16 protein-coding genes are annotated in these 20,027 nt (G+C 70.5%); 9 read left to right on the top strand and 7 right to left on the bottom strand.

Annotated elements, in window-relative coordinates; translation table 11 throughout:
* Both Q0963_RS02815 and Q0963_RS02810 read right to left on the bottom strand, forming a co-directional pair.
* A complete protein-coding gene (locus Q0963_RS02815) occupies positions 1-1,278 on the bottom strand; it encodes an ROK family transcriptional regulator (RefSeq protein WP_299442160.1) in 1,278 nt (425 codons plus the stop codon).
* Positions 1,279-1,407: 129 nt separating this feature from the next.
* Positions 1,408-2,346, bottom strand: a complete 939-nt coding sequence (locus tag Q0963_RS02810; RefSeq protein WP_299442157.1) for a PLP-dependent cysteine synthase family protein — start codon at positions 2,344-2,346, stop codon at positions 1,408-1,410.
* 132 nt (positions 2,347-2,478) lie between these two features.
* Between Q0963_RS02810 and Q0963_RS02805 the strand changes: the two genes are divergently transcribed.
* The 6 genes from Q0963_RS02805 to Q0963_RS02780 all read left to right on the top strand — a co-directional run bounded on the left by Q0963_RS02805 (position 2,479) and on the right by Q0963_RS02780 (position 8,412).
* The gene (locus Q0963_RS02805; protein WP_299442154.1) at positions 2,479-2,784 is read left to right on the top strand and encodes a helix-turn-helix transcriptional regulator; all 306 of its coding nucleotides are present in this window, start codon (positions 2,479-2,481) and stop codon (positions 2,782-2,784) included.
* Positions 2,781-3,755, top strand: a complete 975-nt coding sequence (locus tag Q0963_RS02800; RefSeq protein WP_299442151.1) for a TIGR03086 family metal-binding protein — start codon at positions 2,781-2,783, stop codon at positions 3,753-3,755. The genes Q0963_RS02805 and Q0963_RS02800 overlap by 4 nt, the downstream gene beginning before the upstream one ends.
* A gap of 82 nt (positions 3,756-3,837) precedes the next feature.
* A complete protein-coding gene (locus Q0963_RS02795) occupies positions 3,838-4,170 on the top strand; it encodes a YciI family protein (protein ID WP_299442148.1) in 333 nt (110 codons plus the stop codon).
* 143 nt (positions 4,171-4,313) lie between these two features.
* A complete protein-coding gene (locus tag Q0963_RS02790; protein ID WP_299442145.1) occupies positions 4,314-6,041 on the top strand; it encodes a family 14 glycosylhydrolase in 1,728 nt (575 codons plus the stop codon).
* 148 nt (positions 6,042-6,189) lie between these two features.
* A complete protein-coding gene (locus Q0963_RS02785) occupies positions 6,190-7,164 on the top strand; it encodes a hypothetical protein (RefSeq protein WP_299442142.1) in 975 nt (324 codons plus the stop codon).
* A gap of 120 nt (positions 7,165-7,284) precedes the next feature.
* Positions 7,285-8,412 carry an endonuclease/exonuclease/phosphatase family protein gene (locus Q0963_RS02780; protein WP_299442139.1) on the top strand — a complete coding sequence of 376 codons (1,128 nt, stop codon included), beginning with the start codon at positions 7,285-7,287 and terminating at the stop codon, positions 8,410-8,412.
* 466 nt (positions 8,413-8,878) lie between these two features.
* On the opposite strand, the gene Q0963_RS02775 is transcribed toward Q0963_RS02780, so the two are convergent.
* The 3 genes from Q0963_RS02775 to Q0963_RS02765 form a co-directional block, all read right to left on the bottom strand.
* On the bottom strand, positions 8,879-10,438 hold the full coding sequence (locus Q0963_RS02775; protein WP_299442136.1) for an HNH endonuclease signature motif containing protein: 1,560 nt from the start codon (positions 10,436-10,438) through the stop codon (positions 8,879-8,881).
* A gap of 163 nt (positions 10,439-10,601) precedes the next feature.
* Positions 10,602-12,281 (bottom strand): long-chain-fatty-acid--CoA ligase, encoded by a 1,680-nt coding sequence (locus tag Q0963_RS02770; RefSeq protein WP_299442133.1) that lies wholly within the window; start codon positions 12,279-12,281, stop codon positions 10,602-10,604.
* 155 nt (positions 12,282-12,436) lie between these two features.
* Entirely contained in the window at positions 12,437-13,273 is an 837-nt protein-coding gene (locus Q0963_RS02765) for an MBL fold metallo-hydrolase (protein WP_299442130.1), read from the bottom strand.
* Positions 13,274-13,700: 427 nt separating this feature from the next.
* Between Q0963_RS02765 and Q0963_RS02760 the strand changes: the two genes are divergently transcribed.
* Positions 13,701-14,579 (top strand): nuclease-related domain-containing protein, encoded by an 879-nt coding sequence (locus tag Q0963_RS02760; RefSeq protein WP_299442127.1) that lies wholly within the window; start codon positions 13,701-13,703, stop codon positions 14,577-14,579.
* Positions 14,580-14,724: 145 nt separating this feature from the next.
* Positions 14,725-15,102 carry a hypothetical protein gene (locus Q0963_RS02755; protein WP_299442124.1) on the top strand — a complete coding sequence of 126 codons (378 nt, stop codon included), beginning with the start codon at positions 14,725-14,727 and terminating at the stop codon, positions 15,100-15,102.
* 696 nt (positions 15,103-15,798) lie between these two features.
* Here Q0963_RS02755 and Q0963_RS02750 read toward each other — a convergent pair.
* Together Q0963_RS02750 and Q0963_RS02745 are read right to left on the bottom strand one after the other, a co-directional pair.
* Positions 15,799-18,228 (bottom strand): DUF262 domain-containing protein, encoded by a 2,430-nt coding sequence (locus tag Q0963_RS02750; protein ID WP_299442121.1) that lies wholly within the window; start codon positions 18,226-18,228, stop codon positions 15,799-15,801.
* Positions 18,229-18,280: 52 nt separating this feature from the next.
* Positions 18,281-19,039 carry a hypothetical protein gene (locus Q0963_RS02745; protein WP_299442118.1) on the bottom strand — a complete coding sequence of 253 codons (759 nt, stop codon included), beginning with the start codon at positions 19,037-19,039 and terminating at the stop codon, positions 18,281-18,283.
* A 119-nt stretch (positions 19,040-19,158) separates the two neighbouring features.
* On the opposite strand from Q0963_RS02745, the gene Q0963_RS02740 reads away from it, so the two are divergent.
* Entirely contained in the window at positions 19,159-20,007 is an 849-nt protein-coding gene (locus Q0963_RS02740; RefSeq protein ID WP_299442115.1) for a DUF3883 domain-containing protein, read from the top strand.
* The last annotated feature ends 20 nt before the right edge of the window (positions 20,008-20,027 follow it).

Genomic DNA, 20,027 nt, shown 5'->3' with positions numbered 1-20,027 from the left:
TCATGACATCTCCTTTGATGTGTGACGTGCCGTGCGTGCATGGGTGGTCCTGAGCTCGGCCATCGGGGCTTCGATGAGGCGCTCAAGCGGGAGGAGGGCGGCGCCGAGGGCGACCGAGTCGCCCCCGAAGGCGCAGCCCTGCAGGGTGAACTGCTCGGCGAACTGCCGGAGCGACGCGTGCTGGACGGCCGCGAGGATCTCGCCGGCGTGGGTCTCCATGAGCCGCAGCCCGACCCATCCGCCGAGGACGATGCGGTCGGGGTTGTAGAGGTTGACGAGGTTCCCCAGGGCCAGGCCGGCGATGGCGATCGTCTCGTCGAGGACCTGACGGGCCGTGACGTCTCCGGACGTCGCAGCGTCGATGAGGGCGCCGAGGGCGTTCCAGCCGTGGCCGCTGACGACGCCGCCGGCCTCGCGCCACCGGTCCAGGACCGCGGCTCCGCCAATGTAGGCCTCGACGCACCCACGGCCACCGCAGTCGCACGGCCTGCCGTCGAGGGCGATCTTCGTGTGCCCCCACTCCGTGGCACTCCCGCCGCGACCCCCGGCGACCTGCCCGTGCTCGAGGACGCCGAGCCCGACCCCGCGGCCGAGCAGCGCGACGATCGCCCGCTGGCTGCCCCTGGCCGCGCCGACCGCGCCCTCTGCGGCCGCCAGGGTCGAGGCTCCGTTGTCAGCCAGCAGCGGCAGTCCCTCGAGCCCTGGGAGGTCCAAGAACTCCGACACCGGAGTCGACGGCCAACCCCGGCTCTGGGCATGGAGCACCTGGACGCCGCGGTCGTCCGTCGTGACGACCCCTGGCAGCCCCATGCCGACGCCCACGACCGAGCTCCATCGGTCGGGGTGGCGCGACCAGAGCCGGCGGATCGCGTCGGTGATCCGCGGGGCGATCGAGTCGGGTGAGGGCGCCACGTGGGTGTCGACGCGGGCGAACTGCCGGTCGACCCGGTTGAGCCTCAGGTCGAACAGCTCGGCGGCGACGCCCTCCTCGCCGACGTCGACGCCGATGGTGAAGGCACCGGCGGCCCGGGCCTGGAGCACCGCCGAGCGGCGCCCGCCCGAGGACGGCAGCGAGCCGGCGTCCTCGACGAGCCCCTCCTCGATGAGCCCGCTGACGACGTTGGTGACCGAGCCGACGGACAGCCCGCAGGCGGCGCCGATCTCGGCGCGGGTGGTCGGCCCGCCGAACAGGACGTGCCGGAGCACCCGGCTCCGGTTGTCGCGGCGCAAGGACTGCACCGTCCGGGACGACCCGCCCTCGTCCACTACTTTGTTCATGGCGTGAATCTAGAGGCGGCCGGTCGGCGGGTCAAGCACTTCCGGGTAATCGACAGGGTGGTTCTGTTCTATGGCACATCTCGTGAAACAAGACCCCCTGACCCGACGGGGACCGTCCGCACCCGCGGGCTACGCCGGGTCGCGGAAGACGTCGGTGCTGAGGTAGCGCAGCCCGGAGTCGACGACGACGGTCGCGACGGTCCGGTCCGGCCCGAGCCGCTCCGCGACGCGCAGGGCGGCGACGACGTTGGCCCCGGTCGAGGTACCCGCGAAGATCGCCTCCTCCTTCGCCAGCCGGCGCGCCATCTGCTTAGCGTCGGCGGTCGAGACCGCCATCACCTCGTCGACCTCCTCGGGGTGCCACAGCGGCGGCAGGAACCCCAGCCCGATGCCCTCGATCTTGTGCGCGCCCGGCGGCTGCCCGGACAGGACCGCCGACTCGGCCGGCTCGACCGCGACGACCTGGACGTCCGGGCGGTGACGGCGCAGCGCGCGGCCGATGCCGTGGATCGAGTGCGCGGTGCTGACGCTGTGCACGAGCGCGTCGACCCGCCCGTTCGTCTGGGCCCAGATCTCGTCGCCGAGCCCGAGGTAGCCGTCGGCGCCGTCCTCGTTGCGCAGCTGGTCGGCCCACCAGTGCCCCGGTTGCTCGCTGATCTCGGCCGCCTTCGCGATCATCGCCTCGATGAGCTCCTTGGTGATGCGCTGGCCGTCGCTCCGCACGTCGGTGAGCTGCGCGCCGTACGCCCGCATCGTCCAGCGCTTCTCCGCACTGAAGGCGTCCGAGAACACGAAGTGCGTGCGGTAGCCCAGGGCGCCGGCCACGAGCGCGAGCGAGATGCCGGTGGTGCCGGCCGTGTACTCGACGACCGTGCCCCCGGGCTCCAGCAGTCCCTTGTCCGCGGCCCGCTCGATGATCGTGCGCGCCAGCCGGTCCTTCATGCTGCCGGTCGGGTTGGCCGACTCGAGCTTGGCGACGATGCGCGCCCCGCCCGGCGGGGCGATGTGCAGCAGCTCGACGATCGGGGTGTTGCCGATCGCGTCCACGACGGACGTCCGGTGCTCCATGGCGTGGCCCCCTCGGTGGCGCTGTTCCGCGGCGCGGTGTGCGGAGTCTAGAGCCGCACTCCCCCGGTCGTCACTGTCCTCCGCGGGCGCGGGTCTGGACAGATGCGTTAGTCGTTACTAACGTATTCGGGTGTGACCGACCCCCTCTCCGCCGCGGCCGAACCGACCCGGCGCCGCATCCTCCAGCTGCTCGCGCAGCGGCCGAGGACGGTGTCCGAGGTGGCGGCGGAGTTCCCGGTCACGAGGTCGGCGGTGTCCCAGCACCTGCTCGTGCTGGCGGCCGCGGGGCTCGTGACCGCGGAGAAGGTCGGCCGCCAGCGGACCTACCGGGTGCTGCCCGGCGGTCTGCAGCGGCTCCAGGCCGAGATCGACCGGTTCTGGACCACCGAGCTCGACCAGCTGGTCGAGGACGCCCACGCGCTGAGGAGAGCCCCATGACGTACACGAACAGCGTCGACCTGCCGGTCACCCCCGACGAGGCCTTCGCCCTGCTCACCGAGGCCGAGCGGCTCCGGCGCTGGCAGACGGTCTCGGCCGTCGTCGACCTGCGCGCCGGGGGCGCCTACCGGTGGACCGTGACTCCCGGACACATCGCCGCCGGCACGGTCCGCGAGGTCGAGCCCGGCCGTCGGCTCGTGCTCGGCTGGGGCTGGGAGGGCAGCGACGACGTCCCGCCCGACGCCTCCACCGTCACGGTCACGGTCGAGCCGCACGGCGATGGCTCCCGGGTCACCCTGCAGCACGAGGGCCTGAGCGCCGTCGAGGCCGAGAAGCACGCCCTGGGCTGGGCCCACTACCTCGAACGGCTCCAGCGGGTGGCCGCCACCGGCGACGCCGGCCCCGACGAGTGGGCCTGGGCGCCCGACGAGCTCACCCCGACCACTGCGGCCGAGGCCGCGCTGGCCGCCCTGCAGCCGGTGCTGCGTGGGCTGACCATCGAGGACCAGCCGCGGCCGACGCCGTGCACCGAGTTCACCTGTCACGACCTCGTCGTCCACCTCATCGGCTCGCTGACCCAGCTGGCCGGGATGGCTGGCCACCCCGTGGACCCGCCCGATACGGGGTCGGCGGAGAACCGGGTCACCGAGGCTGCCGCGCACGCCATCGCCGCCTGGCGCCGGGTCGACCCCGACTCGATGGTGCCCGTCGGCGACGGCGAGGCACCCGCGGCCGTCATCGCCGGGGTCCTGCCGCTCGAGCTGGTGCTGCACGGCTGGGACATCGCCCAGGCGAGCGGCCAAGACCTGCGCCTCTCCGACGAGGTCGTCGCCTACGTGCGCGGCCTGGCCGAGGCGGTCGTCCCCGGTGGGCGCGGCCGCTCCTTCGCCGACGAGGTGCCGCCGGCGGCGGGCGCCTCGCCCCTGGATGCGCTGGCGGCGTACGCCGGCCGCACCCCGATCGCCGCCTGACCGCAGGACCCGTCCGCGGCGGTCGCAGGGGCCCATCCCGGGTCACGCCACGGCGGACGGCATCGAATGGAAGGACACGACGATGACGAAGTTCGTCTTCACGTACCACAACCCCACTCCCCCCGAGGGCGCGCCGGAGATGAGCCCGGAGGACATGCAGGCCGAGATGGGCAAGTGGATGGCCTGGGCCGAGAAGGTCGGCGACGGGATGGTCGACTTCGGCACCCCGCTCGCCAATGGCGTGCAGGTGACCCAGGACGGCACTGCTCCGAGCGGGCGCGACGTCAGCGGCTACACGATCCTCGAGGCCGCGGACATGGACGCCGCCCTCGAGCTGGCGAAGATCCACCCGCACCTCAACTCGGGTGGCTGCGAGATCGAGGTGCACGAGGTGCAGCCCATCCCCGGCATGTAACGTCCGTGCGCGCCGGGGCCGCGGCCTCGGCGCGCTCGGATTGCCGACCGGTGTCGTCGCCCATACGGTGAGCAGGTTCTGCTCGCATCGTCGCGGCGGCGCCCCGGGGGCCTGCGGCGTCGCCGTCCTCGTGGAGGTCCGCCGTGGCCGTCGGCTCATCCCTGCCTGCACTGCTCACCCAGGCCCGGGTGGCCCTTGTCGCGGCTCTCGCCGTCGTCGCGGTCGTCGCCGCTCCGGCTGCTCCCGCGCGCGCCGCCACCGCGACGAACAACCCCGCGTTCACCGCGAACGTCATGGCCCCGCTGTGGGTCGAGTCCTCGCAGTGGTCGGGCTTCGAGGCGCAGATCCAGACCGCCAAGGAGTACGGCGTCGACGGGGTGAGCGTCGACGTGTGGTGGGGCAAGGTCGAGACCTCCGACCAGGTCTTCGACTGGTCGTACTACGACACGATGTTCGCCAAGATCAAGGCGCGCGGGCTGAAGATCGTCCCCATCCTGTCCTTCCACCAGTGCGGCGGGAACGTCGGCGACACGTGCAACATCCCGCTGCCGTCGTGGCTGTGGGGCAAGTACCAGGGCAAGAGCCTGAACGGCGTCACCCTGGACGCCAACGGGCTGAAGTACAAGAGCGAGCAGGGCAACTACTCCAGCGAGACCCTGCAGGTGTGGGCCGACGGGCTCGTCTCGGGCGAGTACGCGGCGTTCGCCACGGCGTTCAAGAACCGCTACTCGGGGACGTACGGCGGCGACCTGTCGGAGGTCAACGTCTCGCTCGGCCCCGCCGGGGAGCTGCGCTACCCCTCCTACAACGGCCACGACTCGGGCGCCGGCTACCCCACGCGCGGTGCGCTGCAGTCGTACTCGCCGCTCGCGGTCGCCTCCTTCCGCTCCGCGATGGTGTCGAAGTACGGCTCCCTGGCGGGCGTGAACTCGGCCTGGGGCACGTCGCTGACGAGCACGAGCCAGATCAACCCGCCCTCGGACGCGGGGTACTTCTTCAGCTCCGGTGACTACCGGAACATCAAGTACGGCAAGGACTTCGTCGACTGGTACAACCAGAGCCTCGTCACGCACGGCAAGACGGTGCTCGACGCGGTCTCGTCGGCGCTCGGGTCGTCGTTCTCGAACGCGCCGCTCGGCTACAAGATCCCCGGCGTGCACTGGGCGATGACGCACCCCACCTACCCGCGCGCGGCCGAGGTCGCCGCCGGGCTGGTCCAGACCTCGGTCGACATGAACGCCGGCGGCACCGGGCACGGCTACACGAAGGTCATCGGGCTGGCGAAGACGGTCGCGACGTCGCGGCAGGTCATCCTGCACTTCACGTGCCTGGAGATGTCGAACGGCTATTCGGCCCCGGCGTACTCGGGCGCGCAGGACCTCGTGTTCTGGGTGGCCCAGCACGCGGCCTCGCTCGGGGTCGCGATCAAGGGCGAGAACGCCCTGGCCGGCGGGGTCGCGTCGAACTCGGGCTGGGACAACATCGTCAACGCCTTCGACTACGCGCCGTACATCGGGATGACGGTGCTCCGGGTCGGTGACGTCGCCTCCGGGCTGGGGATGTCGCGCTACGCGTCGTTTATTGCGCGGTACCGGCAGCAGGTGACGGTGCACTACGCCGAGCCGGCGTCCGCTGCGGGCTACACGCTGCACCCGTGGAACGGGCTGACCGGCGACCGGGCGATGGCCTACGAGGGGTACCTCAACGGCCGGCACTGGTGGAAGGTGACCGTGGCGGGGACGCCGACGTTCAACTTCAACTTCGTCAGCTCGGCGGGGGCCTGGGACAGCACGACGCGGTGGTACTCGGCGAACTCCACGCAGGTGTACGTCCTGCCGACTTCGTCGAACGTCGCGATCACCCGGCCCTAGCGCGCTTGCCCGCGCCGGCCGTGCCCTGCGATTCCGTCAACTGCCAGCGCGCGGTGCCGTCCCCTCCTACCCTGTTCGGGTGTCAGGCGGGGGATGGACAGCGCGACTGGATGCGCTGACGGGCGGGCCGGGGCGTCGGCAGCGCGACATGCAGCGACGCCTCGAGGAGCTGGACCGCCTCGACCGGCTGGCAGCCGACCCCGACGAGGTCACGTCGCCGGGCGGGCTGTCGTCGCGCACCGACCCACGGGCCTGGGAGCCCGGCCGGCCGGTCGGCGACGGCACGCAGCGGACGGGGCGCCGGACCATGGTTCTCGTGGCGTCCGTCGCGCTGGCCTCGGTGGCCTGGGCGGCCACGCCGAGCCTCTCGGGCTGGGTCGACTACCTCGTCCACGGCGACCCCGCCTACCGGGTGTTCAACGACCCCTCGCGCGCGGCTGTGGGTGTGGCGACGTCGGCGTCGGCGTCGGGAGCCTCCGACGGCCGGGTCCGTCCCGCGGTGCCCATCCCCGCCGCGCCGTCGCCGGAGCACTACTCGTTCATGCAGACCCAGGACGGCTCCGACCCCGTGACGTTCGACCCGTGCCGTGCCATCCACTACGTCGTCCGCGAGGTGCCGGGAGTCGGCGGGGCAGGGCGCGAGGCGGTGTCGCGGGCCGTCACCCAGGTGTCGCTGGCCACCGGGCTCGCGTTCGTGTTCGACGGGTTCACCGACGAGGCGCCGTCCGAGGACCGCGGCACCGGGTGGGGCGGCCGGTCGTCGGCCTGGAAGCCCGTCCTCATCGCCTGGAGCGACCCCACCGAGACCCCGGAGCTCGACGGGGACACTGCGGGCCTGGGCGGTGGTGCAGTGGTGCGCGGCGACGACGGGCGGCTCAGGTACGTCAGCGGCTCGGTGACGCTCGATGCGCCCGCGCTCACCCCGGACCTCGCCACGGCCCGTGGCGCGGCGGAGGTCCAGGCGGTCATCGCGCACGAGCTGGCCCACGTCGTCGGGGCCGGCCACGCCGACAGCCCGGACGAGCTCATGGCGGCCCAGAACCGCGGCCAGACCGGCTTCGGTCCCGGCGACCGATACGTGCTCGCGGTCCTCGGCAACGGGGACTGCGCCTCCGGCCTGTGACGGCTGCGGCGCCTGGTGCTCGACGGGCTCAGGTGCCTGCTTGGGACGTCCAAAGGGGGTGCCCTTGTCGTCGGCCGGGCGATACGCTCCTGAGCACTTCGGTTGTCGGGAGGCAATGACATGGCCAGGACCACTCCGCGCTGGACGGCTTCACGGACCGCGGGGGTGGCGGTGGCCGTGATGATGGCCCTGGGGGCGATGCTGACCACCGCACCGGCTCAGGCCGCACCGAAGGACCGCGACACGGTCGTCGTGATGACCCAGAACCTCTACCTCGGCTCCAGCCTCACCCCGGCATTGGCGGCGTCGACGCCCGAGGGCTTCGTGGCGGCGGTCGCCCAGATCTACGCGACGGTGCAGTACACGAACTTCCCGGCCCGGGCCGAGGCGATCGCCGACGAGATCCAGGCGCGCGGGCCGGACGTCATCGGCCTCCAGGAGGTGTCGCGCTGGACCACCGGTGGGATCAACCCGCCGCCCGGCTACGACTTCCTGGCGATCCTCCAGTCCGCGCTCACGGCCCGGGGACTCTCGTACTCGGTTGCCGCGGTGGTCGACAACGCCTCGATCGGGCCGGCGCCGCTGGCGCTGGCCAGTCAGGGGTGCGTGCAGCCGGGACCCGTCATCACCTGCTCGGTGACGCTCGATGACCGGGACGTGATCCTCGTCAACGACGACACCCCGGGGCTCACCTGGAGCAACGCCCGCAGCGGCCGCTACGCCGACCAGCAGGTGTTCGACTCGCCGGTCGGGCCCGTCGCCTTCGACCGCGGCTGGGCCAGCATCGACGCGAAGCTCGGCAACAAGCCGTTCCGGTTCGTCAACACCCACCTCGAGACCGAGGACTTCCCGCTCATCCAGGAGGCCCAGGCGGCCGAGTTCCTCGCCGGGCCGGCCAAGGGTGGCACCGTCATCGCCGTCGGCGACTTCAACTCCGCCGCGGACGGGTCGACCACCACCTCGTATGCGCAGCTCACCGCGCCCGGCCGGTTCCGGGACGCCTGGGACGACGCAACGCTGGGGTCGGGGTTCACGTGCTGCCAGTCGTCGAACACTCCCCCGCTGGCTCCCGGTGCGCTCAACAACCCGGTCTCGACGCTGCGGAGCCGCATCGACCTCGTGCTCGGCCGCGGCGCCGCCCGCGCCGACAGCGCCACGGCTGTCGTCGTCGGCAACACCCCCTTCCGGGGCGTGCCGCCGTTCTGGCCGTCCGACCACGCCGGGGTGGTCGCCGAGTTCCGGCTCTGACGGCGCAGTCGGCGCTGACCCCAACCGTGGGGCCACCCCACCGGTGACCCCGGCTCCCCGAGCGGGGAGGTTGGCCCTCGCTGCGATGGCCGTGCCGTCGAACCCGGCTGCCGTTGGCTCACCGTGAGCCCGGCTGCGGTCACCGCACAGTCGCCCCCGGCGCGGTCACCTCACCGGAACCCGGGCTGCGGTCACCGCACAGTCGCCCCCGGCGCGGTCACCTCACCGGAACCCGGGCTGCGGTCACCGCACAGTCGGCCCCCGGCGCGGTCACCTCACCGGGACCCGGGCTGAGATCACCGCGCCGTCGACCCCGGCTCCCCAGACGCCGACGTCGGCCCTTGCTGCGGTCAAATCACCGTCGACCCGGCTGCAGTCACTTATCCGTCGACCCGCGCGGAGCCACTCGCACCGTTGTACGCCGCCTGCGTACGAAGCGACCTGTGTCCTCTGGTCGAGGTCCGACTCAGGACGAGTGCTCGAGGCCGACGAGGCTCTCCTCGGACCAGGCGTGATCCCAGCCGTCGAGGTCGGTGCCGGGTGCCCACTCGTCGTCGGGCCCCCAGGCCGCCAGCTCGTGCTCGGCCCAACGCTGGTCGTCCGGGTCCTCACCCGCGAGGGCAGCGAGCAGGGTTCGCAGCCGCTCCGGCGTCAGCGGGGGCGGGTCGTGCTGGGCCTGTTCAGCCCGCAGCCGATGCAGGTGCCGGTCGTAGCTGCCGTCGGTGAGGTCCCAGACGACGTACCGGCCCTGGTCATCCGGTCGGCCGCGCACCTCCGCAATGAGCCGACGTTTGTGGACGAGGGTGTGATGTCGCTGGCACAGCAGGGCTGCGTTGTCCATGTCGGACAGCCCGCCGTCGGCCCAGTGCACGACGTGATGTGCCTGCGACCAGCTGGCAGGGGCGGTGCAGCCGGGGTACGTACAGCCTCGGTCGCGGCGCCACAGCCGCCGCCGTTGGGCCCGGGTGAACAGCCTGACTACGCGGCCCAGGTCGAGGTCCTCGCCGGCGCTCCCCAGCACGTGCGGGATGAGGTCGGCGTCGCAGCAGACGCGCCGCAGGGCCTCCGGCGACAGCAGGGTCCCGGTTGCGCTCGACCCGAGCACCTCGCCGCATCCAGTGCGGGCCTGCAGGTCTTCGAGAGACATCGTCACGTGCAGCGCCGACGAGGCCGCGCCGGCCCCGTCGCTGCCCGACCCGGCGGCGTCGAGGCCACTGGAACGGCGGCAGACCTCGGTCAGTGCCTCGACCCGGCGCTGCCCGGACGGGCGCAGGTCGCGCTCCCCCGTCTCGTCGTTGGGCGCAGGCGCCGACAGCGGGCCGATGGCCGCCTCCAAGGCTGCCGCCTGCTCAGGGGTCATCAAGAGCTGGTACTCGGTGAGGTCCGCCGACTCCACGACAGGTGCGGACAGCCGTGCCGCCGCCGCCAGCCGGTCCTGGAGGTCGTCGAGCACCCCGGCGCGGCCGTGCTCGGCCAGCAGCCGCGGCCGCAGCCGGCGCATCACCGACGGCCCCCACTGCACCCCCAGCTCGAGCAGCGCGCGGGTCACGGTCGGCACCGCCTCGGGGACCAGCTGGGGCTGGAGCCGCTCCAGCTCGCGCAGCACCGCCGTCGCCAGTGCCGGGGACACCGATCCCTCGGAGACCCCCGACCACACGATGCCGAGCGCCGAGTCGGGGTCGACGAGTGGGCCGTCCGCCGGCCGCTGCGAGCCCGGAGCCGCGACGGCCTGGACGACCGTGGCGACTGCCCCGGCACCGCCCTGGCACAGCGAGGGTGCGTGGTCGCGGACCCAGGCGTGGACGTTGACGCCCGCCTCTGCCACCTCGCCGCGGGTCACCGCCTCGGCGGTGACCGACACCCGCGCCGCAGCAGCCCGCGCGGCCACCCGGTCGGCAAGGGTCATCAGCTCTGCCAGCTCGGGACCGGAGGCCTGGTGGAGCACGATGTCAAGTCCGTCCAAGGCCTCCGCGGCAGCCTCGAGCCGGGAGCGTCGCTCCTCGAGACTGACTGCTGGCTGGTCCATGAGAAGACACTAGACGGGACCACCGACAGGCCTCTGAACAGCGGCTTCGCCTCCCGCGCCGCCTACGCTCAGGGTGTCCCGCACGCCCCTACAGGGCGGGGCCCACACCCGCCACCGGCGACCGACGACCGACGACCTCCGTCCGCATCCCCGCCGTGGTCGGCTACCCGACCAGCAGGGCGTCCCGGACCTGCCGGCGCAGGACCTTGCCGATGAGGGAGCGCGGCAGCTCGTCGACCACGACGACCCGACGCGGCACCTTGTATCCGGCCAGGTGCTCCCGGCTCGCCAGGCGCACCGCGTCCGGGTCGAGCCCGACCCCCGGCTCGGCCACCACAGCCGCAACGACCTCCTCGCCGCCCGCCTCCGTCGGCATCCCGACGGCCGCCGCGTCCAGCACGCCGTCGACCCGGCGCAGCGCGGCTTCGACCTCCGAGGGGTAGACGTTGAAGCCGCCGGTGATGATGAGCTCCTTGATCCGGTCGACGACCGTGACGAAGCCATCGTCGTCCACCACCACGACGTCGCCGGTGCGCAGCCATCCGTCCGGCAGCAGCACGCGCTCGGTCTCCCCGGGCTGCTGCCAGTAGCCGGAGAACACCTGCGGCCCGCGGACCAGCAGCTCGCCGCGCTCCCCGCTCGGCCGGTCGACGGTCGGGTCCTCAGGGTCGACGACCCCCATCTCGGTCGACGGGAACGGCACTCCGATGGTGCCCGGCCGCCGGCCCGAGGACGCCGGGTTGCCCATCGTGATCGGTGAGGACTCGGTCATCCCGTACCCCTCGACGAGCAGGCCGCCGGAGACCTCCTCCCACAGCCCGACCGTCTCAACCGGCAGCGCCATCGCCCCCGAGAGCCCGACCCGCACCGACGTCAGCGGCACCCCGCGGTCGCGGGCGGCGGCTGCGAGCGCCTGGTAGATCGGCGGCACCGCCGGCAGGAAGGTCGCCGGGCGGCGCCCCATCGCCTCGAGCACCTGGTCGACGTCGAAGCGCGGGAAGAGCACGAGGGTCGCGCCGATGCCCATCGCGAAGGTGAGGCACAGGGTCAGGCCGTAGGCGTGGAACAGCGGGAGCACCGCGTAGACGGTCTCCTCGCCGTCGACGAGGCCCGGCACCCACGCCCGTCCCTGGAGGGCGTTGGCGAGCAGGTTCCGGTGGGTGAGGATGGCGCCCTTCGGGGTGCCGGTCGTGCCGCCGGTGTACTGGAGCAGCGCGACGTCCGTGCTCGCCGGGCCCGGCCAGGCCGCGTCGAGCGGCGCGGATGACGCCACGAGCCGCCCCCAGGACAGGCTGCCCGGAGCCGGCGCCGTCATCGCCGACCGCGCGGCCCGGGCGGAGGGCACCGGGAGTCGGAGCATCAGCTGCTTGAGGCGGGGCAGCGCCGTCGTGAGGTCGACCGCGACGACGGTCTCGACCTTCGTCCGGTCGGCCACCTGCTGCACCGCGGGCACGGCCTTGTCCCACACGATCGCGAGCCGGGCCCCGTGGTCGGCGAGCTGGACCTGCAGCTCCTCGGGTGTGTAGAGGGGGTTGTGCTCGACCACAACCGCCCCGAGGCGCAGGACCGCGTAGAAGGCGACGACGTGCTGCGGGCAGTTGGGGAGGATGATCGCCACCCGGTCACCCGCCTGCACCCCGAGGTCGTGCAGGGCCCGGGCTGCCTTGGCGACCTGCTCCCCAAGCTCGGCGTACGTTGTGGTGCCGCCGTAGAAGTCGAGCGCGACGTGGCCGCCGAAGCGCTCGACGGAGGCGTCGAGCAGGTCGACGAGCGAGTGGTCGGGGATGTCGACCGTGGCGGGGACTCCGGGAGCGTAGTTCTTCGTCCACGGGCTGTCGGTCATCAGGCCTTCGCCGTCCCTTCCCGGCCCTGCCCGAGGCCGGGCATCGAGGACCACCTCGACCCTAACCTACGGTGGCGTAGGTTCAGCATGCTCGCGTGCCCGGCGACGGCGAGACGCCGGTCTCGGCGGTCAGGCCGAGGCGGCCGGCGGCGCCGTCACCCCACCGGAGCCGGGGCCGCAGCGGACGCCGACGTCGGCGGTTCGAAGCTCGCCAGCATCGCATCCAGCGCGGCCTGGTCGGGCCACGAGAACTCCGGGCCGTCCGGCGCCTCGAGCAGCGTCTCGTACAGCTTGTCGTTCATGCCGACCGCCGGCGGGAGATGCGTGCTGAGGATGGCCGACGGTGTCATCGCCCGCAGCTGGTCGACGTGCCGAACATGCACGGCGCGGTCCATCCAACGGACCCAGGGGCTGTCGACCGCCGCCCACAGCAGCTGAGCAGCACGCCGCTCGTCGTCGGAGACCTCGCGCAGGTCGGGCCCGCTCGCGAGCTCCGCGCTGGGCATGGGCCCGCCGAAGCAGTCGGAGGCGAGGAGGGCTCCGCCGAGGCTCTCCTGGAAGCCGACGGTGACCGGGCTGTCGAACAGCGGCGGGCGCCACGCGGTGAGGGTCCGGTCGCCGATGTCCAGGGACTGCCCGGGGTTGAGCAGCTGCAGCCGGTGCATCGGGACCTCGTACTCGCAGCCCAGGATCCCGGCGCCGCCGAAGGTGGTGATCAGCTTCGCCTGGGGCGCCGCCTCGAGCAGCTGCCACAGCCCGCCGGTGTGGTCGCGGTCGGGGTGGGTGAGCCAGACCCAGCGCACGTCAGCGGGGTCGATGACCTGGGCCAGTGCCGACACGTAGTCCTTGTCGGGGGTGCTGAGCCCGGTGTCGACGACGACGGGCTGCTCGCCATGGATGACGAACGTGTTGACCGGCAGGAAGCCGATCCCGGGTACCTCGGCGTTGTCGCTGAGCACGGTGATGTCCGCGCCGATGCGGTGCTGCTCCATGGTCTCTCCTCGAGGGATTCGCTAGGTGGACGCCGATGCCCCGGCCGGCCCGGGATCGGCGCTGGTGAGAGGCAACCGGCCGCGGTCGACGAACGCGCCGGCGGCCGTCCCCGTGGCGCCCAACGCCGCGATTCGCATGGCGCTCTCCCTCCAGTCATCCAGCACGACGGTAGGGAGGTTTCACCGTCCTGCCTATGCCACGAATGAGCCATATTCGGGCGCGACCAGGGGCCCCTGTGGTCGTGAGCGCCTGTCGGACGGAACACGCGATCGAGAACGTCGGCCGCCTCGCCACGTCGCCGAGGGCTGACGGTTCGTTTCAAGTTCTCACGGTGCGCCTCGCTCACGCCCTACCTTCTGTCCATGTGGAGTGGCGAAGCTCTGCAGCACGCGCCGGTGTCGATGCGGCGACCTGGGGAGGATGAGGGTGTCGGACGTGAAGGTGATGCGGCTCCGCTACGCCGGCGAATGCCACTGCGGCACGGCGATCGCGAAGGGCGAGCGGGCGGCATACGACCGGGAGGCCAAGAGGGTGCTGTGTCTCCCCTGCTTGGACGAAAGCGTCACCCCGCTGCGGGAGTCGACTCCGGCGGCATCGGTCGAGGAGCCCGACGTCGCACCGGAGCCGGAGGAGCCGGTCATCGACGTCGGTGTGGCTGGCGCCGCTGCTCTCAGGGAGTACGAGCGACGTAAGGCGAAGGACGACGCAGCCCGCGCCGAGCGCAGTGCAGTCTGGCGAGCCCTCAACTCGTTCTTCTACCCGGATGGGCGGCAGACCACCCACGCCTGGAAGGTCGGTGCTGTCGGCGAGGAGCGCGTCGCCAAAGCCCTGCTCGAACGCACCGAGGCCGGCGCCGGCTATGCCCTCCATGACCGCCGCGTCCCGGGCAAGCGGTCGAACATCGACCACCTCTTCGTCGGGGCCGCCGGCATCTTCGTCATCGACGCGAAGTACTACAAGGACGCCGAGGTGTCGGTGGAGCGCAGCGGCGGGCTGTTCGGACCTCGCATCGAGACTCTCAAGGTGAAGAACCGTAAGCGCGACGCTCTCGTCACCGCCATGCGCACGCAGCGCGATGTCGTCGCCGGCGCGCTGGTCGGCAGCGACCTGGAGGGCTCCCCGGTCGTCCCGGTCCTGTGCTTCGTCGACGGGCTGCTGCCGATGCGCGAGAGGATCGACGCGTCAACGGCGTCCGGCTGTGCGGGCTCAGGGGCTTGGCCCAGTTGGTCTCGGCCGACGGCGAGTGGGACGACGCCCAACGCCTCGAGGTGGCTCGCCTCGCCGCGCAGCGGCTTCCTTCCATGACGACGGGAGCCCCGAAGTGACCAAGTGGATGCCGACGTCCTAGCTGATCCTGGCCGGGCCCCACGCGCGCAGCGTCTTCGCTGACGCCACTCGGCTCGGCCTGCGTAACGTGGGCCTCGACATCCCCTCTGGTCGGAGGTTCGTGATGAGTGTCGAGTCCATGCTCTCCCCAGCCCGTTCGCTGGGAGACGAGTCCGCCCTCGCCGGACTGGCCGATGACCCGGGCGTGCACGTGGTGTACCGCCCCGGCGGTCGAGCTTTGTACGTCGGACTCAGCGGTTCCACTCGTTCGCGCGTGCGGATGCACCTCACGGGTGACCGCGAGGCGTCGATCCTGCACGAGAAGGTGGGTCGCATTCTGGACAAAGAGCTGGGCCGGACAGCGACACGCGAGGAGATCCGCGCTTGGCTCGAACGCTGCACCTTCCGAGTCACCTACACCGAGGACACACGTCAGGTGAAGGCCGCTTTGATCAACGAGCTGTCCCCCGAGTTGAACGAGGTCACGCCGAAGGTGGACTAACGGTCCTTGTCCGCCGGTCAAACGATGCCCAGCCGCTTCGCAACCTGCGGACTGCCGATCTCGCTGATGAGGTCGGGCGGAGGCCCCCGGCCGGCAGGTCACCGTCAGCCGCGCCGGCCCGCGCGAGATCGAGCGCCGCGCGCCGGCCGGTCACACGCACCGGTCCCTGGCTCCCCCGCTCCTCGGCTGGGGGTCCGACTCAGACCCGGAGGAGGACGGCCCGCCGACCACCTCCGCCCTCGAACGGCACCTCGCGGCAGTCCTCGCCGCCTGAGCGCCGGCGTATGCGTCCACCATCAACCAGATCCACAGCGCCGGTCCGGCGAGGAAGCCAACGAGGACGCACATCAGCAGAAGGCTGAGGGCGTCAGCCGACCAGGAAGCGGGCGCCCTTGCTTGGCTGGCCGTTGGCGAACTGCCCGAGACCCGGCAGGAAGAAGGCGGCGAGGACTGTGAGCCCGGCGCTCTTGGGCGCCACCCTCGTGGCCTGCCCTTACCGGTGCCTGCCGGGGACCAGCGGGCCCATGCGACGTCGCGCAATCCCGAACCCTCATGCACAGCGCATCGCTGTGGCCGAAAAGATCGTTTAGACGGCGGCCGTGCTGCGCCCGCTGGCGTCGACGGCGAATTGATGTCGCCCCAAGCATGAGGTCCTGTCTCTCTGGAACGCTCCTGCCCGGTGCCTGGACATCACAGCTAGTCATCCTCGGCAAGCAGGGCTAGCAGCGCATCGGTATCAAGTCGTTGCTCGGGGTCGGCGACGCCGTCGACGAGACGAACACCTTCCTCGCGCAGAAGATCTGCCGGCACTCGGGTGTCGCTCGGGTCGCTCCACGAGAACTTGGCCGCCACGCGACCGTCCGCGTTGAGAACACGCCAAGGGTGGGCGCACTGCCGACAGTTCGTGATGTGGCCACCCAGCGGCTGAGGTGCCGTACCGATCGCGTCGGCCAGGTCCCTGTAGGAGGTCCACCGGGCTGCTGGCAGGACTTCTAGAATCTCGTGAAGGGGTGACCAGTCAAAGCCGGCCGTTCTCTCCGCCCTCTCCCCTCGATAAGCGGAGCGAACGTCAGCAAGAGACTGGTTGTCATCGACCCGCCAGAATCGCCAGCCGTTAGTCGTCTTCCCGGACTTGGCGTACTGTCCCGCGCTTGAAGGGGTCGAGAAGACACGGTCACCTATCTGTAGTTGGCCATCGGCAAGGACGACGGCCTCTACGGCCCCCCACTGACCGGGTCGGGCCCGCAGAATCGTTCCCGGCGCGAGCAACCCTGCCGCCAGCAAGTGCTTGACCTCGACCCAGGTGTTGTCTCTGGCTTGCGCGTCTTTGATCTCTCCTAGGTGCCCGTCGGGGACCGGCCAGACCTCGAGCAGCCGGTCCGTCAGCCAGCCGGTACGTGCATCGATGGCCGCCTCATCCCACGTGTCCTGTCTGTCGAAGGGCCGATTGACAAGGAGGGCGTCGTGAGCGGAGATGTGGGCTCGCTTACCGCTTTCCCCATCCCATGGACCGTTCGACACCGTGCTGTTTAGGCTCGTCGTCAGGAGCGTCAGGTTCCCAAGTCGGTGGACGTGCTCACTCCTCGCGAGCTCGGCCTCGATGTCCTCGACGGGCCAGTAGGTCTGCCACTTTTGCGGCAGCACGTGCTCGATTGGGTACCCAACGCGGGCTACCTGCTGATATCCGTGGACCGATCGCAGGTGGTCTTCGACCGCCTCGAGGTACATCCGCAACCGACCGCGCGTGTAGCGGCTGTACGCCTGTTCCGTCTGCAGGTGCTGGCGCACGTCGTCGTCCCCTGGCCAGTACGTCGACGAGGCGTCCAGACGGCTCAACTGAGCCTCGACAGCGGCTTTCAACTGGTCTGCAGGCGTCGTCCGGTGCCGACTGATGATGTCAGCCACGATCCGGCCCAAGTCAGCGGAGGTAAGACGTAGGAGCTGCCGTCGCACCATCCATGACTCGAGCATGGCAAGAACCTCGTCGGCTACCGCGTGGGGGATTGCGTTCTCGGGGTCGTAAAGCCAGATCATGGCTGGCTTGAGGAGCTCGACGCCGCCGCTGCGCATGCGATAGATGGCCAGCTGCGCCCGGCTTAGCGTCCGGGACGTGTCTTCGGCCGCCTCGGTCCAATCGCGGTAAAGCTCGGCCTGGGCTTTGATAGCACGAAGGAGGTCCAGCATGGTCACGCCGGCCTCGTGGTCGACGTAGCTCTTGAAGCGGACGAACGTCTGTCGAGGACTGACCTCTTCGCCAAGACGGCTACCGAGCCATTGACTCAGGAACAGCGAGCTACGGCTCATGGTGTAGCGGCCGACACTGACGTCCTGCTCCCAGAACTTCGTCTCGAAGGGCCAGTCCTCGGCGTAGGCCAGACGAATGTCGGCACCTTCGCTCTCGAGGCGTTGGAAGACGAAGTTCTTGATGAGGTCGGCCGCGGTGAGCGGGGTCCCGCGCGCGTTGAGCGTCTCGAAGATCTCCTGCGAGTTCTCGCTCGCCAGTAAGTCGATGACGACGAGCTGAAGGCCTTGGCTGATGGACTCCATCAGCGCCGAGGCGCGATCTTCAGCCGCAGGTTCAATTCCGATCCACTCGTCGACCTTGCGCGTGAAGAACTCGTGGGCCCGAGTGATCCGAGACTTGGCATGCTTCAGAGATGAGTGGTCAACCGGAGGTTCAGAATCCATGACCTCGCGGAAGGCAGAACCGTCGGCGTTTGTGTGTGTCACTTTGAGCGTGGCCGCCCCACCGTGTCCGTACGCGCGGTTGTGCGTGAGATCGTCAAATCGTTGGGCGAGTCCGTCGAACCCCCGCTCTTCCAACACCGACGCGGCAGCATCGACCAGCAGCTGCAGGGTCGTCAGGCGCTGCTGCCCATCGATCACGTTCTTCTGCGGGACCGCACCCTGCTGACCGTCGACTGCCTGGAGTACTACGGCGCCGAGAAAGTGGGTGGGTGCCGAGTACGGATTCGCAAGGCGCATCTCAGTCAATCTCGCAACGTCCTGCCAGAAGGGCAACCACTGTTCCGTCTCGTCCCACACATAAGGCCGCTGGAAGAGAGGCACTACGAGGTGCTGGGGCAGATAGAAGACCGTTTGGGGCGTCAAGACGTCGGTCTTCATCGCGCCACCTGTCGGTCGGTCGCTGTCGCGGACTGCGGCGCCTTGGGGTACCTCATGCCGAGACACCCACCGTTGGGGTCGCGCTGGGGTGGTTGCGGTAGTAGGTCGCGGCCTTGGCCCCGACGCGCCGCGTGGTCACGTCGGCGAGGGCGGCGTTGACAGGGACATTGATGAGTGGGAGTGACCTGACGAGCGCCGCCCGAGAGAAGTTGACGCCCACCAGGCGGAACATCGCCTTAACGGCCGTGAGCGTCTGGCCCCGGAGATATCGCTCCAGAAGTCGCTTGCCCACGCGTTGCCCCGCCTTTTGTCCGGCGCCTAGGGCACTTTTCGAACTGGCCGCCTCGAGGCTGTGCAGCGACAGGATCTCCGACGCGCGGGTCTCATCATCGGAGAGGTCGAGTCCGTAGGCCGCGGCGATCGTAAGGGACTGACGAATCTGAATTCGGCTCAGGATCGCGAGATCGGCAACGATCGTCACGGCGGCGCCAGTGATAGCGCCCGCAGGACCTGCGGCTGCGGCTCCTCCCAGCTCCGCCAAGGCCGTGGCCATCCCGGCGCCGGCTCCCTCACTGCGCGCCAGGCGTACATGGGAGCCCTGCACCTTCCTCACGTAGTCCTCTGTAGAGAAGCCGGGTCGCCCCCGATCCGCTTCGACTTGTCGCGCGATGCTCTCGGCATCGCGTTCGAGGACCCATCCGACCATCCGCTTGGGAGCGTCGGCTCCTGCCGCGATGAGGTCTTTCGCCAACGGAAGCGGGTTGACCCTTTGCAGAGTCTTCGACACAGGTCGACGTTCGGCGTCCGACATGCTTGCCCCTCCATAGATGCTTCGATTCCCACACCGCATCATGCCGGTTCGGTGGAAGGCGACTCAGTGGATCTGCCAACCCGGCAGATCACTGGGCCTGCCTGCCGTACGGTCGGTGCATGCCGAGAGGGGGTCCTTGGGACGAGAGCGAGGTCGAACGGACCCTAGAAGCGTACTTTGCGATGTTGCGCCTCGAACTGACCGGCCAACAGTTCTCCAAGGTGGACTTCTACCGTCCCGTGAGCAGTGAGATCGGACGGAGCGAGAGCGCCGTCGAGTACAAGTTCAGCAACATATCGGCGGTCTTGGCCGAGATGGGCTCGGTCTTCGTGGACGGCTTCAAGCCCTTGGCCAACGTCCAAGGCCTCCTGCGGGAAAAGGTCGAGGATCGCTTCTCTCAGGAGCCAGAGATCCGGCAGCTCATGATCCGGCTGGCTCAGACCGAACCGCGGGATTCGGTGGCTCGGCTCGGCGACCCCGTGTCGATCCCTCGTGACCTGGTACCTCCGTCGACCGACACACGTGGTCAGCGCGTGGGGGTCGCGGTCGACTTCAACGCACTAGAGGCGCGCAACCGCCAGCGAGGACTGGCTGGCGAGCTACTCGTGGTCGAGCGCGAGCGACGCGTCCTGGATCATCTAGGTCGCGGAGACCTTGCCGAGCGGGTCAGCCACGTCTCGGTCGATGAAGGTGACGGCTTGGGCTACGACGTGCGCTCGTTCACGCCTCAGGGGCGCGAACGTTTCCTTGAGGTAAAAACGACAGTGCGCTCGCTCCGCCAGCCCTTCTACGTCAGCGCCAACGAGGTGGAGTTCTCGGTCGAAGCCGCGGACCGGTTCTCCCTTGTGCGCATCTTCCACCTCGACCGCACCCCCGGCTTCTACGAGATGCCCGGCTCGCTGCGCGCAACCGCTGAGCTTCGCCCAGACTCGTACGTCGCCTGGCCGAGGTCCAGCAAGGCTGGCTGAATCTGCGGCTACCGTGATGG

The sequence above is a fragment of the uncultured Phycicoccus sp. genome, assembly GCF_947495705.1.
In the GTDB taxonomy this organism is placed as follows: domain Bacteria; phylum Actinomycetota; class Actinomycetes; order Actinomycetales; family Dermatophilaceae; genus Phycicoccus.
The sequence above is the reverse complement of the archived record's forward strand: the minus strand, read 5'-3'. Positions and strand labels throughout refer to the sequence as shown.